Source organism: Paenibacillus sp. FSL L8-0333, from assembly GCF_037965665.1.
GTDB lineage: Bacteria > Bacillota > Bacilli > Paenibacillales > Paenibacillaceae > Paenibacillus_AQ > Paenibacillus_AQ odorifer.
The window spans coordinates 2,831,338-2,846,430 of the sequence record NZ_CP150186.1; the positions used below are offsets into that span (position 1 = coordinate 2,831,338).

13 protein-coding genes are annotated in these 15,093 nt (G+C 43.8%); 12 read left to right on the top strand and 1 reads right to left on the bottom strand.

All coding sequences use genetic code 11. The annotated features are described in order from the left end of the window. Nucleotides 1-13: 13 nt before the first annotated feature. Nucleotides 14-949 (bottom strand): NlpC/P60 family protein, encoded by a 936-nt coding sequence (locus NYE72_RS12445; RefSeq protein WP_036686216.1) that lies wholly within the window; start codon nucleotides 947-949, stop codon nucleotides 14-16. A 324-nt stretch (nucleotides 950-1,273) separates the two neighbouring features. On the opposite strand from NYE72_RS12445, the gene NYE72_RS12450 reads away from it, so the two are divergent. The 12 genes from NYE72_RS12450 to NYE72_RS12505 all read left to right on the top strand — a co-directional run bounded on the left by NYE72_RS12450 (nucleotide 1,274) and on the right by NYE72_RS12505 (nucleotide 15,079). After that, nucleotides 1,274-2,344 carry an ABC transporter substrate-binding protein gene (locus NYE72_RS12450; RefSeq protein WP_076141508.1) on the top strand — a complete coding sequence of 357 codons (1,071 nt, stop codon included), beginning with the start codon at nucleotides 1,274-1,276 and terminating at the stop codon, nucleotides 2,342-2,344. A gap of 61 nt (nucleotides 2,345-2,405) precedes the next feature. Beyond that, a complete protein-coding gene (locus NYE72_RS12455; RefSeq protein WP_076141507.1) occupies nucleotides 2,406-3,329 on the top strand; it encodes an ABC transporter permease in 924 nt (307 codons plus the stop codon). Beyond that, the gene (locus tag NYE72_RS12460; protein WP_036686220.1) at nucleotides 3,322-4,116 is read left to right on the top strand and encodes an ABC transporter ATP-binding protein; all 795 of its coding nucleotides are present in this window, start codon (nucleotides 3,322-3,324) and stop codon (nucleotides 4,114-4,116) included. Before NYE72_RS12455 ends, NYE72_RS12460 begins: the two co-directional genes overlap by 8 nt. A 223-nt stretch (nucleotides 4,117-4,339) precedes the next feature. Next, nucleotides 4,340-6,106, top strand: a complete 1,767-nt coding sequence (locus tag NYE72_RS12465; RefSeq protein ID WP_038574396.1) for a sensor histidine kinase — start codon at nucleotides 4,340-4,342, stop codon at nucleotides 6,104-6,106. After that, on the top strand, nucleotides 6,099-7,667 hold the full coding sequence (locus NYE72_RS12470) for a response regulator (RefSeq protein WP_076141506.1): 1,569 nt from the start codon (nucleotides 6,099-6,101) through the stop codon (nucleotides 7,665-7,667). The genes NYE72_RS12465 and NYE72_RS12470 overlap by 8 nt, the downstream gene beginning before the upstream one ends. Nucleotides 7,668-7,788: 121 nt before the next feature. Next, entirely contained in the window at nucleotides 7,789-9,126 is a 1,338-nt protein-coding gene (locus tag NYE72_RS12475; RefSeq protein WP_036686225.1) for an extracellular solute-binding protein, read from the top strand. A gap of 143 nt (nucleotides 9,127-9,269) precedes the next feature. Beyond that, nucleotides 9,270-10,190, top strand: coding sequence for a sugar ABC transporter permease (locus tag NYE72_RS12480; RefSeq protein ID WP_076105030.1), 921 nt, complete (start codon nucleotides 9,270-9,272; stop codon nucleotides 10,188-10,190). A gap of 3 nt (nucleotides 10,191-10,193) precedes the next feature. Beyond that, a complete protein-coding gene (locus NYE72_RS12485; RefSeq protein WP_038570347.1) occupies nucleotides 10,194-11,033 on the top strand; it encodes a carbohydrate ABC transporter permease in 840 nt (279 codons plus the stop codon). A 57-nt stretch (nucleotides 11,034-11,090) separates the two neighbouring features. Next, a complete protein-coding gene (locus NYE72_RS12490) occupies nucleotides 11,091-12,203 on the top strand; it encodes a rhamnogalacturonan acetylesterase (protein ID WP_038570350.1) in 1,113 nt (370 codons plus the stop codon). A gap of 112 nt (nucleotides 12,204-12,315) precedes the next feature. After that, nucleotides 12,316-13,107 carry an SDR family NAD(P)-dependent oxidoreductase gene (locus NYE72_RS12495; protein ID WP_036686230.1) on the top strand — a complete coding sequence of 264 codons (792 nt, stop codon included), beginning with the start codon at nucleotides 12,316-12,318 and terminating at the stop codon, nucleotides 13,105-13,107. 181 nt (nucleotides 13,108-13,288) lie between these two features. Next, nucleotides 13,289-14,005 (top strand): MgtC/SapB family protein, encoded by a 717-nt coding sequence (locus tag NYE72_RS12500; protein ID WP_036686231.1) that lies wholly within the window; start codon nucleotides 13,289-13,291, stop codon nucleotides 14,003-14,005. Between the two features lie 84 nt (nucleotides 14,006-14,089). After that, on the top strand, nucleotides 14,090-15,079 hold the full coding sequence (locus NYE72_RS12505) for an aldose 1-epimerase (protein WP_076141505.1): 990 nt from the start codon (nucleotides 14,090-14,092) through the stop codon (nucleotides 15,077-15,079). Nucleotides 15,080-15,093 lie beyond the last annotated feature (14 nt).

Below are 15,093 nucleotides of genomic sequence, written 5' to 3' on the forward strand. Positions count from 1 at the left end.
AAGTATGGGAAGCTTATAAAACACGTTGCATATGGAGGATTACATTACTCCAATAACCTGAGTCGAGGTCACTGATCTGAACTCCGGGTTCACCCCAGGTGTGGATAAACTTTCCGTCTCCAATGTAAATACCGACATGACCAGGTATAGCATCACTTTCAAATCGACCGGGAACGGTAAAGAAGATAAGATCTCCTACATCCAGTTCGCTTCGACTTACACGGGTACCTAAATTGTCCTGATCTTTAGCTAAACGAGGTAAGCTGACTCCGAATTTTTTGAATACATGCCTTGTAAAAGAAGAGCAATCAAATTTTTTGGTTTCTTCATAAGATCCAGCGCCAAAGTCGTAGGGAACACCCAAGAAATTTTTGGCAAAAGAGATTAACTCCTGTTTATCCGCTTCAGAAATACTTTGAATGCGTAAAGATTTAGATTCACTCGTGGATTCGACCGTCGATAATTTTTCGATAGTCTTACGTTCGGACGGTGTAGCAATGTTTATCTCACCCGACTGGGGATTCCAGCCTACTTCTGTTTGCAAAAATTTGGACAAGGCTAAAGGGGTGATATAGATTTGCCCTTCTTGCCGTCTAGGGGCTTGTGGCAGTGTGATTTTTTCCCCAAGTGAGAATACCTGTGGAGAGCCAGGGCGCAGCATATACATAACATCGCTATAACCGATTTTAGTGTATCCATCACTAGAACCATCATCCTTCATCCGATATCCGAGCGAAGTAACCGCAGGCTTGAGTGGAATCCAGTACTTTCCCTGAGCGTCAGTAATTGCAGATTGTTCATAATAACTGGAGGCATTTTTACCATCAGGAGTTAGCGCGTTAACCTTAGGTTTTTGCGATTGAGAAGAATAACCGCAGGATGAACTCGTTAAAGCGACAGCAAGCAATACAGTAGCGGTGGTTAGTAGTCTTTTGTGATTATTAGCCATTTAACACGCTCCATCTTCAAACTGTAAATTAAGTTTGTGCAGGGCGATTTTTTTTATGTAAAAGAAACGAAGGCAATCGCTGTAAGAGACAACCAAGCATTACCTCTTTTGATGTCATATATTCTTCAGAATTTGAAATCTATGGAAATATGATAAGTGATTGACGGATAAACAACCTCCATATAATATAGGTTTAATAGATTTCTATCATTAATGTGAGGTACGTGTAAGCTTATGCTTTAATGCTTTTATCGATAAAAGTGATAATGCTGAGTCGCTCACCTTGATGTATGCGTTAATAAACTAATGAAATGGGGTACTTTGATGAAAAAGAGAAACATTTTGGCGGGATTAAGCTTATGCTTCATGCTCGTAGCAGCTGGTTGTGGCAACAATAACACCGCTGAAAACTCAGGAAATGCAGTGAATTCCGGTAATTCCCCTACGAATGCAGGAGCAGCAGATTCAAAAACGTACAAAATTGCGATCTCACAATATGTGGAACACCCCTCACTTGATGCTACACGCGAAGGAATTCTCGCTGCTTTGAAGGATGCAGGAATCGTTGAAGGCGAGAACCTGAAGGTTGACCTTGAGAATGCTCAGGCTGACCAAGCGAATAACTTGTCCATTGCTCAAAAAATTGCCGCTGACTCAAATGATTTGGTATTGGCAATTGCAACGCCTTCCGCTCAATCAATTGTTCAAGCACTCAGCAAAGCAAGTAAGGATACACCGATTTTGTTCGCAGCAGTAACTGACCCACTCGACGCGAAGATTGTCACGGATCTGGAGCATCCAGGTGGAAATGTATCAGGTGTATCGGACACCAATCCCGAAGCGATTAACAGATTAATGCAATTTATAGCTACCCAATTTCCTAACGTGAAAAAGCTGGGCATCGTTATTAATGAAGGTGAACCCAATGCAGTAATTATGGCTGAGATTGCTAAAAAAGAATTGGATAAGCATGGAATTGAGCTAGTGAAGGCTGCCATCACGAATACCTCTGAAGTCAAACAAGCTGCGGAATCACTTGTGGGTCGTGTAGATGCATTCTACATTACTTTGGATAACACAGTCGTAAGTGCAGTGGATACCATTATTCAAACGGCTAATGACAAGAAAATCCCGTTCTTCTCCAGTGACCGTGATACGGTTGAAAAGGGCGCTTTTGCCACCGTTGGTTTTAAATATTTCGATCATGGTTATCAAGTGGGTCAAATGGCCGTGGATATCTTGAAAAATGGTAAAAAGCCAGCTGATATGAAAGTAACCATGCAAGAAAAACTTGATCTCATTCTTAACCTGAAATCTGCAGCAGCACAAGGCATAGAAGTGACTGATGCAATGAAGGCAGAAGTTGCCGATCAAGCTAACAATATTATTCAATAAGCCATTATATAGGGGCGATTTCGTGAGAACGCCCCTTTCCGCTCGAAGGAGGAAGTCATCTATGTTAAATTCGATGCTCGGGGCCGTTGAAATGGGTTTGCTTTACGCATTTATGGCTTTAGGTGTATACATTACCTTTCGTATTCTTGATTTCCCTGATTTGACTGTAGATGGGAGCTTTACCACTGGTGGCGCCATTGCCGCTGTTATGATTACTAACGGTTATGCACCATGGCTTGCTACCTTGGCCGCTATTGCTGGTGGAATGCTGGCAGGAATGTGCACGGGCCTATTACATACGAAAGGCAAGATTAATGGACTGTTATCCGGTATTTTGATGATGATTGCACTTTATTCCATTAATCTGCGGATATTTGGTGGCAAACCCAACTGGTCTTTAATGGGCGTCACTACCTTGTTCACTTCCATTGATCCTCTGCTCGTACTGCCGTTTGTAGTTATTTTTGTGAAAATAGTAATGGATTTATTCCTGCGTACGGATCTTGGACTTGCGCTGCGGGCTACCGGAGATAATGCAAGAATGATCCGTAGTCTGGGTGTAAACACGGATAATACCACTATTCTTGGTGTCAGTTTATCCAATGGAATGGTGGCGCTCTCGGGAGCGTTAATTACTCAGTATTCTACTTTTGCGGATTCCTCCATGGGTATTGGGATGATTGTAATCGGGTTAGCTTCGGTGATCATCGGTGAAGCCATATTTGGTGCCAAAAATGTATTTCGGGCCACACTGGCTGTTGTGCTCGGATCCATAGTTTACCGGATCGTAGTTGCACTTGCCTTGCGGGTACCGTGGCTGAAAGCTTCGGATCTTAAGCTGATCACAGCAATTATCGTTATTTTCGCTCTTGTATTCCCGTCGATTCAGCGTTTCCTGAAGCAGAAGAATATGGCGCGGAGGCGTTCCGTTGAATTAGCTGAGCAAGCGCTAAGCAGCAAGAGAGGAGGCACCATCGATGCTTAAACTGGAGAACGTATCTAAGCTGTTCAATCCCGGAACACCAGATGAGAAAATAGCGCTGCTCGGCATTGACTTGGAGCTTCTTCCCGGTGATTTTGTCACCATCATTGGAAGTAATGGAGCTGGTAAATCTACGTTGATGAACATTATTTCCGGTGTCATGAAGCCGGATCTGGGTACAGCCAGCATTGAAGGAAATTCAATCAGCCATTTGGCGGAATTTCAACGGAGTCGCTGGATCGGCCGGGTCTTTCAGGACCCAATGGCGGGTACGGCTCCACATATGACGATTGAAGAAAATTTAGCTATGGCTTATAAAAGAGGCAAAAGCAGAGGGTTAACCTTTGGAGTAAATAAAGCAAAAAGAGCTTTATTTCGCGACGAGCTAAGCCGTCTGGGGATTGGGCTGGAGGATCGCCTGCGGGCAAAAGTAGGGTTGTTGTCAGGTGGAGAGAGACAAGCGCTAAGTCTGCTAATGGCGACCTTTACTCAACCGCAAATTTTACTTTTAGATGAACATACAGCAGCCCTTGACCCTTCTCGTGCGGAGCTGATTACTAAACTGACAGAGTCCATTGTCCGTGAGATGAAGTTAACCACCCTAATGGTTACCCATAACATGGAGCAGGCCATTCGTCTTGGCAATCGTCTGATCATGATGGATAAGGGGCGTATTATTTTGGATATCGACGAGGTTCGTAAAAAAGATCTTACCGTAGAACGGCTGCTCGGAGAATTCGAGACAATCAGCGGACATAAATTGGCAGATGACCGAATGATGCTTGGTTAGTCTGTTGTAGGTGTGAAGGTAGCTCAATATAAGGGCTTGAAGTGAACTCTGATTCTGGATTTCATTTCGAGCCCTTTTTTACATAGGATTTTTTTCGCCGAGCCATTATACTATCCTTATCTTTCAGTTCACGTAAATTTACCCAAATGGAACATTATGGTTTATAATGGAATTATAGTGATAATAAATGAAAATTATCATATTTAGGGAGCGGAGAAAACAGATGATTTGGAAAAATGTTAGCGCTTACAGAAGTTCGGGCATTTTCAACAAAATGATACTGATTATTTCCTTTTTGCTTCTACTTTCCTTTTTATTCTCGTTGACCGTTTTGCAATATGTGTATCGTATCTATGACAAGCAAATTTATGAAAAGGCCTCTGAGGTATTGGGGATGTCCTCCATTAGCATCGAGAATGCCCTAAGAGAATTGGATCAGCTTTCTTTTACAGTGGTGTCTGATGAGCAAATCCAAGAATGCCTGCGCCAATTGCAGAATGATCCACAGCCTTATGAAAGACAAGTTCTACATAACAAGATCATAAACAGGCTGGTTGCTTTTGCAGGGGCAGAGAAATACGTTTATTCCATGATGCTAATGGATACGAGTGGCGGAGTAATGACTGCGGGCAATCGTGAAGGGGTATCACAGGATCTGCAGGATCAGTTAAAGCCGTTAGCTGCGGAAGCTAGCGGGAGTATAGTGTGGTATCCGCAAGGAAACAGAAATTCACTTTTGGCGGTTCGGCAGATTAAATCTTATACAGGGTCAACGTTTACGCTGGATGATCTGGGAACACTCGTGATCCGTATTCGGATCGATCTAATCATTGCGGATAGTACGAGCGATACCGACCAATTAATAGCTGTTGATGCCACGACGGGACAGGCGATCTATCCTGAAGCACCGATTCTTTTGCCAGAAGAGCTTAAAGAAGAGACAGAACGTCCGGAGCTATATCGCACGGCCAAATATCAAGAAGGTACTTATTTTATAACCAAGACGAAATCATCTTATATAGATTGGATCTACATCAATGCAACTCCATTTAATGAGATGTTCAAACATATTACTTTTGTCAAAAAACTGGTTGTCATCATATTCGCACTAATCTTATTAATTGGTCTCCTTTTAGGCTACAGGCTTGCTCGTAGTATTGTACGTCCGATCTCTAAGCTGACCAAAAAAATGAAGCAAATCGAGAAGGGCGATCTGGACAATCTGGAGGAACAGTCATTAGGTGTGGTTTCACAGACTGCGCAGGACGAGGTTAGTCAGCTAAACCGGACTTTTAAAATGATGATCCGCAGGATCAGAGAGCTTATTGATGAGAACTATGCGAAGCAGCTGATTATTAGAGAGACCGAGCTGAAAGCATTACAGGCACAGATTAATCCGCATTTTTTGTACAATACACTGGAATCGATCAATTGGTTAGCCAAAATGAACAAACAAGCCAAAATCTCAGAAATGGTAGAAGCGCTCGGTTACTTGTTCCGCAGCTCTATTGGTCTCAAGGATCCGCTAATTACACTTGAAAAAGAGATCACTATCGTGCGAAATTATGTCATTATCCAGAAAACACGGTTTGATGAGAGGCTTGATTTCCGGATGGATGTACCTGAAAATCTGCATGATGCATTAATTCCGAAGCTGACCTTGCAGCCTTTAATCGAAAATGCTATTCGCTATGCGCTAGAGCCTAATATTGAGCCGTGCACCATTTCTATAACAGTTAGTGAAGAAGATCAGGGCCTCGATATCAAAGTCAGTGATAATGGACCGGGGATGAGCGCTGAATTTATCAAAGATTTACAGATGGGGAGAGTTAAGACACGTGGAGAAGGCATCGGCTTAGCTAACATCGCGGAGCGTATTCAAATCGTCTTCGGCCCTGAATGGGGCACAGTCATAGAAAGTGAGCCGGGTCAAGGAACAACTATACATGTGCGTATACCTTACTTAAAAGGAGTGCTAGAGAATGTATAAACTGCTGCTGGTGGATGATGAACGCTTGATTCTGGAAGGGATATCGCAGGTTGTGGACTGGGGAAGAGCGGGAACAGAGCTTGTAGGCACGGCGCGGAACGGGATTGAAGCTTTGGTGAAAATTGAGGAGCTTAACCCTGAAATTGTGATCACGGATATTTCTATGCCTGGTCTAGATGGCCTGGGACTGGTGCAAAAATGCAGTGAACGATTTCCAGAAGTGAAATTCGTTATGCTGACTGGTTATAAGGATTTTGATTATGCTTGTATTGCTATGCAGAACGGGGTCAAACATTATCTTTTAAAGCCGTGCAATGAGAATCAGATCCATGAAGCACTGATTGAGCTGGTAGCGGAACTCGATGAGCAAAAGAGCAGAGGCGAATTCGTAAATCGTATGAAACAACGTCTTCAGAAGGTATTGCCCCATGTGAAAGAACAATTTTTGAAGGAATGGATCTCTAATAAAACTTATGGAAGTCAGGATCTAGAGTATTATCAGGAACTATTCGGCATTGAACTTAATGACAAAACGGTGCGCTTGCTCCTGTTCCGACTAGAAGGTTCTTACGAATATGAGCAACTGTTCGCTCTGCAAAATATTGCCCAGGACGTACTTCAGGAAACACTCCTGAGTGCGACGATAGGCGGTCATTTATTAATTTTACTAGAAGACGAAGGAAATACGGTGCAGAATAGCCCCCTGCTTAAACGTATCGCTGAAGTAAGAGAGGTATTCTGCAAGTTTTATAAAATGGATGTGACAATCGCGATTAGTGATGCTGACCTTATGATTCATTCCCGGAGATTGTATCGTCAGACCTTGCAGTGCCTGAACCATCGTTTTTATTTGGAGGCGGGCGGTTTGATTACCGGGAGTGATATCCCAAGTGATGAGCTAAGTGGAAGAAATGATATCGAGCTAGATGAAGAGCATATTTGTCTACTTATAAAAGCAGGCGATCAAAATACGGTTGAGCTGGAATTGGAACGATTATTCAACTTGCTCGCAGATGAGCGGTTAGATATTAACGTGACGCGTTCTTATGTTTTACAGTTATATTCCGCTATGATTCGTTTAGCAGTCCCTGATGAAAGAAATAGCTTCACATCGGGCTTGGCGGAGCTTGCCGAAATTAGAACCTTGGGAGGTTTAAAAGCATACGTCAAAGAGGCAGCGGTTCGCTTAACAGCGATGTATGACCGACATTTTAGTTCCCGGCAATCACTTATTGTAGACAAAATGTTCAAAATTATCGCAGAGGATTACAAGAATGCAGAGCTGTCGCTTAGCTCGGTCGCTGCTGAAATGTTATATATGAATCCCGACTATCTCGGCAAAATATTCAAAAAAATTACCGGGGAGAAATTCTCGAATTATGTAACCAATTACCGGATTGCTAAAGCATCGGAGCATATTTTGAGAAGTGGGGATGTGAGAGTATTTGAGCTGGCTGAAATGTTCGGCTTCGGTGGAAATGCACAATATTTCAGTCAGGTTTTTAAAAAAGTAACCGGCCAGACCCCTACAGATTTCATGAAACCCCCTCAAGCGAACTGATTATTGAACAAACAAGACGGTTTTTTGTATTCAATAATCACGGAATATTTGAGAAAATTTAACCAATGAAAGCGCTACCTAAAGGGATCAGAGCCTTTACACTATCATAGGAAAAGGGGACATGAAATTGAAAAAGAGATTCGCTTTACTAGCCGTACCATTATTGCTGTCGTCGATGTTAGCTGGTTGCGGTGGAGGTAACAACAATAACAATGCTGCCGCTACGGATTCCGCTACAAATACTCCTTCGGAAACGAAACCTGCGGCTACGACCTCAGCAGAACCAGTAACCTTGCGAATCGCATGGTGGGGTGGAGATACAAGACATTCTTATACACAACAAGTTATCGATATGTATGAAGCCAAATACCCGAATGTAACCATTGAGCCTGAATATGCATCCTTTGATGATTACTGGAAAAAGCTTGCTCCGCAAGCCGCTGCAAATAGGCTTCCTGATATCGTTCAAATGGATATTTCTTATATCAATCAATATGGATCTAACGGACAGCTCGAAGACTTGAAACCTTATTTGAACTCTCAGATTCAAGTCGGCGATGTGAATGAGAACGTGCTGAGTACTGGAGTGATCGGTGAGAAGCAATACGGAATTCCGTTAGGGGTTAACGTACTTGGTTTTCAATATGATCCAGAATTGCTGAAAAAGGCAGGTGTTGATTCTATCCCAGAGAATTGGACTTGGGATCAATACAAGGAAATCGCCGCAAAAGCTAAGTCGGCTGGACTGTATATGGACGGTTCCATGGCAGCAGACGTGTTCTTCAACTATTATCTGCGTACAAAAGGGCTGGCACTCTATAACAATGATGGTTCCGCACTTGGCTATGAGGACGATGCGTTGTTCACTGACTTTTTCGGAATGTTGTCTGGTTTGATTAAAGATGGAGCGGTCCCATCACAAGACAAACTGAGCCAAAATAAAGGGGTTATTGAAGAGTCGGATATTGTTAAAGGGACAGGTATCGGTGTATGGCAATGGTCGAACCAATACGTTGCTTTGCAAATCGCTGTAAATCGTCCTATGGAGCTGGCACAAATGCCTGGTCCAGATATGGATAAAGGGCTTTACATGCAGCCAAGTATGTACTGGTCAATTACTTCTAACTCTAAAGTGAAGGAAGAAGCAGCGAAGTTCGTTGATTTCTGGATTAATGATGTGGAAGCTAACAACCTGATCAAAGGCGAACGCGGAGTACCGATTTCAAGCAAAATCAAAGAATCTGTAGCTACACAATTAACTGATTCCGGTAAGCAAGTATTTAAGTTTGTTGCTGACATGGAGCCTACTACTTCACCTATGAGTCCACCGGTAGGATCACCAGAGGTTGTAGCCCTGCTTACAGACCTTGCTGAACAAATGAACTTCGGAAAAATCGATCCAGCAGCAGCAGCAGCACAGTTCCGAAAAGAAGCGAACTCTATTCTCTCCAGCCGTTAATCGTAGGGTAACAGATAACTATACTGCGTCTCACATGGGAAACGGCGTGCCATTTCGCTAGGCGGCATCCCGTTTCCCATATTATTCACATAAAAAGGAGTTGGAGACCCTTGGCATTAACGAATCCCCTACCTTCGAATCCATTGGCTGTTAAGAAAAAGAACCTCACCGGCCGGCGGTTACGAAGCAACCTTACAGGATATGCCTTCATCAGTCCGTTCGTCATTGGCTTCCTTTGCTTCACACTGATCCCGATGATCATTTCGCTGTATCTTTCTTTTACCAAATACAATTTATTCGCTCCACCTAAGTGGATTGGATTTGATAATTACATCAAAATGTTCTCAAATGACCCGAAATATTTGCATTCACTAAAGGTTACGCTGCTTTACGTATTTATCGGTGTGCCTTTACGTCTAACCTTCGCATTATTTGTGGCCATGATTCTAAATACGAAATCACGTATGGTAGGAGCCTATCGGACAACTTATTATTTACCTTCTATTATAGGGGGTAGTGTGGCGGTCTCCATCATGTGGCGTAATATTTTTAGTGATACTGGAATTATTAACGGCATGCTTGGCTTTTTCGGAATTGGACCGGTAAGTTGGTTTGGCAATCCGAACGCTGCGCTTATCATGTTGATAACTCTATCTGTGTGGCAGTTTGGCTCATCCATGTTGATCTTTCTGGCAGGTCTCAAAAATATTCCTGGTGAAATGTATGAGGCAGCTAGTGTGGATGGAGCCGGATTCTTCAGAAAGTTCTTCAAGATTACTATGCCACTCTTAAGTTCAGTGATTCTGTTTAATCTAGTTATGCAGACGATCAGCGCATTTATGACCTTTGTTCCAGCTTATATTATCTCTAAAGGTGAAGGCGGACCTATGGACGGCACTATGTTGTATTCTCTCTATTTATTCCGTCAGGCTTTTATGTTTAATAATATGGGTTATGCTTCGGCTATGGCTTGGGTGATGTTGTTGCTTGTCGGCATCATGACCGGAATCTTGTTCAAGACATCCAAATCGTGGGTCTTCTACGAGTCGGAAGGAGGAAAATAATCCATGGCGAAAATTAAACTGAAATGGCCGCTTTATCACATCCTTATAGGTGGCCTCGCTATCGTTATGCTGTATCCGATTCTGTGGATGATCATGAGTTCTTTTAAAGAGAGCCGGCTTGTGTTTGTTACAGCGCAGCACCTTATACCTGATCCATGGGAATGGGGGAACTATGCTAAAGGCTGGGAAGGTATTGCAGGTTACTCCTTTGGTGTCTTCATCAAGAACTCTTTCGTAATTGTCATTGTCGCAACACTGGGCGCAGTCATTTCATCTTCACTGGTTGCCTTTGGTTTTGCCCGCAATAAATTTGTAGGCCATGGCTTATGGTTCGGAATCATGATGATGACCCTGATGCTTCCTTCCGATGTGGTGCTCGTCCCTCAATACATTATCTATGCCAAATTGGAATGGCTCGACAGTATCAAACCGATCGTTGTTCCACAGTTCTTCGGTGTCCCGTTTTTCATTTTCCTAATGCTGCAGTTTATTCGGACCATTCCTGTTGAACTTGATGAAGCGGCTACCATCGATGGTTGTGGGAAATTTGGACTTTATTTCAGAATTATACTTCCGCTTATCCGTCCTTCTATGGCTACTGCGGCAATCTTTTCCTTCTATTGGCGTTGGGAAGACTTGCTTGGACCGGTATTGTACTTGAACTCACCTTCTAAATATACAGTTTCGATGGGGCTGAAAATGTTCCTGGACAGTGAGTCCGTATCCAACTGGGGTCCAATGTTCGCCATGTCTGTTCTAAGTTTGGCACCAGTCATGATTATCTTCTTTATCTTCCAAAAGCAGATTGTAGAAGGAATCAGCACCAGTGGTTTGAAAGGTTGATTTCAGCAAATGAATATAAATGTTTTGAATCTCTAATTAAGAAAGGTGCGGCTGAATTTGGATAGCTATCGTTTTGATTTTGGGATTAAGGAAGCTGAGCCTGGCTACACCAAAATTCGGCCGGACACATCTTATTCTAAGGAAATAGGGTATGGTTTCACTTCTGATTCCACCGTCTTTGGTCGTTTCAGAGGGGGAACAGATATACTGCGAAGTGATTGCTGCATCCCACAGAAAGCAGTTTTTCTTCTGGATCTCCCGAATGGGATCTACCGTGTTACGCTGCTGTTGGGTGATGCTCTGGCAGAGACCAGCACATTTATCAAAGCTGGAGAAGGCAAGTTCGTATTGGACACTCTAAATGTGCCTGCGGGCCAATATTTACGCGAATCCTTTGCAATTAGAATTAAGGATGGGCAGCTAAAGCTATCGTTCTCGGGTGCGGCACCGCGTATTAACGCCTTGGACATTCAGATGGACAATGAAGCGCTAGTCTTGTTTCTGGCGGGAGATTCCACGGTGACCGATCAAGGGGAAGAAGGTTATCCCTATGCGGGGTGGGGTCAACTGCTGCCACGCTGCTTCAAAGCGGGAATAGTTGTTGATAACCGAGCACTTTCTGGACGCAGTTCCAAGAGTTTTATTGAGGAAGGGCATTTGGAGGGCATTGCCGCAGATATCAGACCCAGAGATTATCTGTTCATCCAGTTTGGACATAATGATTCCAAAACTGATGATTTAAGACATACCGAGCCCTTTACTACATATAAGGAACATTTGCTCCGGTTGATTACAGTCGCCCGAGAAGCGGGGGCCTATCCGGTTCTTGTGAGCTCTGTACATCGGCGAAGATTTGATAGTGAAGAAGCAATTGTAGACACGCATGGAGATTATTTAATCGCCATACGGGAACTCGCAGATACCGAGCAGGTTTCACTGATTGATTTAGCCGAGAAGAGCCGCAAGCTCTTTGAAGCTTATGGCTCAGAGGGCTCAAAAGATTTATTCATGTGGAGCTATCCAGGAGAATTTATTGCGCATCCAGGTGGCGTGCAGGATAATACACATTTTCAGATTTTAGGGGCTCGTCTTCTAGCTGAACTTATAGTGGAAGGGATCCGGGAAGCCGGATTAAACGATCTCATCATTCATCTTCGTCAGGGAGAATAATAATCCTAAAGGAAAAGTAAATATCTGTCGGTTCAACTTCTGTATGCAAGGTTAAGGTTAAGGAAAGAACTTAACTGGAAGACTTGCATGATAAGAAGGAGGATATCACGATATGGCAGATAAAAAGCTTGTAGGTAAGGTTGCAGTTGTAACCGGAGGCGGCTCAGGAATTGGCCGGGCAACCGTGCTTGAGTTCGCACGTAACGGAGCCAAAGTTGTATTATTGGACAGAACTGTGGAGAACGCTGAAAAGGTTAGACAGCAAGTGGAGAAAGAGGGCGGAGAAGCCCTAGTTATCGAATGTGATGTTGCTGAACCACCACAAGTGGAAGCGGCGATAAACAAGGCGGCCGCGAAATGGGGTCGTCTTGATGTTGTTTTTGCCAACGCAGGGATTAATGGGGCGATGACGCCTATTGAAACGATGGATATTGAATCTTGGGATCAGACCATTCATATTAACCTGCGTGGAACCTTCGCGACTGTAAAATATGCGATACCGCATCTAAAAGAAAGCGGAGGCAGCATCCTGATCAACAGCTCCATTAACGGAAATCGTGTGTTTTCCAATGTTGGTTTTTCTGCTTACAGCACGACTAAGGCAGGACAGGTTGCTTTTATGAAAATGGCGGCACTGGAACTGGCTCAATTTCAAATCCGCGTAAATGCGATCTGTCCTGGGGCTATAAAGACCAATATAGATGACAACACTTTTCCATCAGAGGATCTGAAAGAAGTGAAAATCCCAGTAGAATTTCCTGAGGGAGATCAACCGCTGGAAGAAGGTCCGGGGCGACCTGATCAAGTAGCGAAGCTGGCTCTGTTTCTGGCGTCGGAAGATTCAGATCATATTACGGGGACGGAAATTTATTGTGACGGTGCAGAGTCGCTTCTGCATGGTTAATTTTCCAACATAATCTTGACCTCTCATAACGGATTCCATCCTCGTCGCTATGCCGGACCACACGGGTCGAAAGAGCATAAGCGCTGAGGATGGTTATACCGTTTTTTGTTGTAAAATAAAGCTAATCATTATCTCCAATTTCCGTTATAATGGAGTATCTCTGGAGAAAGGAGATTGCGATATGGATTTTCAATTGGAATCATTAATGAAGTTACTAGTGGCCATGCTGTTCGGGCTGTTCATCGGGATTGACCGACAGATCAAGCAGAAACCGCTGGGGATACGGACCAGTATGGTCATAAGCATTGCGAGCTGTCTTGTCACAGTGGTGTCTATCCATGCCTTTGATAAGTTCGCAGGGCCAGAGCATCCAAACATGGACCCAATGCGGCTTGCGGCTCAGATTGTCAGCGGGATTGGTTTTTTGGGTGCGGGTGTTATTCTGCGTAGAGGCGGAGATGCCATTTCGGGCCTTACTTCGGCAGCACTCATCTGGACAGCTTCTGGAATTGGTATAGCTGTGGGTGCGGGATTCTATATTGAAGCAGCATATGCGGTTATTCTGCTGATGTTTGCTGTGAATTTAGTTCCTCATTTAATCCGCTCGCTAGGACCAGAAGTACTGAATAAACATGAAGTTTCAGTGAGGATCATTATGGAAGCTAATTTCGTGCTTACAGAAGTGATCCAAAAAATCGAGCGGCCTCAGGTCAGCTCGCAGCGTAGTACTAGAGGTCCATCCCGAGCGATTCGAAGAATGAAAATTAAAGATTTGGAAGATGGCAGACAAATGATCGATATGGTGATCTCAGCCCCGGATCGAGATTACGCAACAGAAATTTATTACGATGTGAAGAAAATTGAACATGTAATGAGCGTAGAAGTGGAGCAATTGTAAAAAGAGCATGTCACCTCATGACTAGATGTGGTAATCTATCAAGTGGAGACAATTATCAGACACTGGAAGGGAGAACAATATATTATGTCAATCACAGCGTATGAAGGACAATATGAAGGAGAAGCAGCTATCTGGTTGAAAGCCGGTCGTTATGAGGCAGCTATTCTGCCAGGCATTGGCGGCAACCTGATCTGTTTCCGTGATACCGAAAACGGATATCGCTTCCTGCATGAGCCTGGAGCTGAAGAAATGGAAGCCTTCAAGGCAAGTCCGGGGATTCACGGAATTCCTGTATTATTTCCTCCAAATCGTTATGAGGATGGTAAATTTCCATGGAATGGTCAAACTTATCAATTCCCCGTAAATGAAGTTGCAACGGGCAACCATTTACACGGATTTTTACATACTGCAGCTTGGGAAGTCGAAGAATTTGGCAGCGGTAAGACTGAAAGCTTCGTAACCGTATTCATCAAGGTGGATGAGAATCATCCTTCTTATCAATATTTTCCACATAAGTATACGATCAAATTGCGTTACACCCTCGGCGAAGGAGGATTATCTCAACAGGTGCTGGTACACAATGATGGAGATGACGTGATGCCTTGCTTGCTGGCATTCCACACTGCCATTAACGCACCATTCGCACCAGGAAGCTCGGCACAAGATTACCGCGTAAAAGCTACTATTGGTGAGCGCTGGGAGCTTAACGACCGCATGCTGCCAACAGGCAAATTCCAGGCGTTGGAGCCAGGAGAAGTTCAGCTTCGTGAAGAAGGTGTGAATCCATATTTTGCATCGATGGACAATCACTACACGGCTGTACCTCAGAACGGACGCAACCGGATGGAGCTTACCGATAGCAAAGCTGGAGTAACCTTGGTGTACGATGTAGGGACTTCGTACAAACAATGGATGATCTGGAATAACGGTGCTACAGAACAGTTCTTCTGCCCTGAGCCACAAATTAACTTGGTGAATGCGCCAATGGTAGACCTTCCTGCTGATGATATCGGCTTGTTCAGCCTGAAACCAGGCGAATATTGGGAAGAAAGCAGCCGCCTGTACGTAAAATAGAGTTCATGTGAATA

Coding starts and splice junctions, on each gene's coding strand:
- NYE72_RS12460 (WP_036686220.1), top strand. CDS start 3,322: ATGCTTAAACTGGAGAACGTATCTAAGCTGTTCAATCCCGGAACACCA.
- NYE72_RS12475 (WP_036686225.1), top strand. CDS start 7,789: ATGAAATTGAAAAAGAGATTCGCTTTACTAGCCGTACCATTATTGCTG.
- NYE72_RS12500 (WP_036686231.1), top strand. CDS start 13,289: ATGGATTTTCAATTGGAATCATTAATGAAGTTACTAGTGGCCATGCTG.
- NYE72_RS12445 (WP_036686216.1), bottom strand. CDS start 949: ATGGCTAATAATCACAAAAGACTACTAACCACCGCTACTGTATTGCTT.
- NYE72_RS12450 (WP_076141508.1), top strand. CDS start 1,274: ATGAAAAAGAGAAACATTTTGGCGGGATTAAGCTTATGCTTCATGCTC.
- NYE72_RS12465 (WP_038574396.1), top strand. CDS start 4,340: ATGATTTGGAAAAATGTTAGCGCTTACAGAAGTTCGGGCATTTTCAAC.
- NYE72_RS12455 (WP_076141507.1), top strand. CDS start 2,406: ATGTTAAATTCGATGCTCGGGGCCGTTGAAATGGGTTTGCTTTACGCA.
- NYE72_RS12505 (WP_076141505.1), top strand. CDS start 14,090: ATGTCAATCACAGCGTATGAAGGACAATATGAAGGAGAAGCAGCTATC.
- NYE72_RS12485 (WP_038570347.1), top strand. CDS start 10,194: ATGGCGAAAATTAAACTGAAATGGCCGCTTTATCACATCCTTATAGGT.
- NYE72_RS12495 (WP_036686230.1), top strand. CDS start 12,316: ATGGCAGATAAAAAGCTTGTAGGTAAGGTTGCAGTTGTAACCGGAGGC.
- NYE72_RS12470 (WP_076141506.1), top strand. CDS start 6,099: ATGTATAAACTGCTGCTGGTGGATGATGAACGCTTGATTCTGGAAGGG.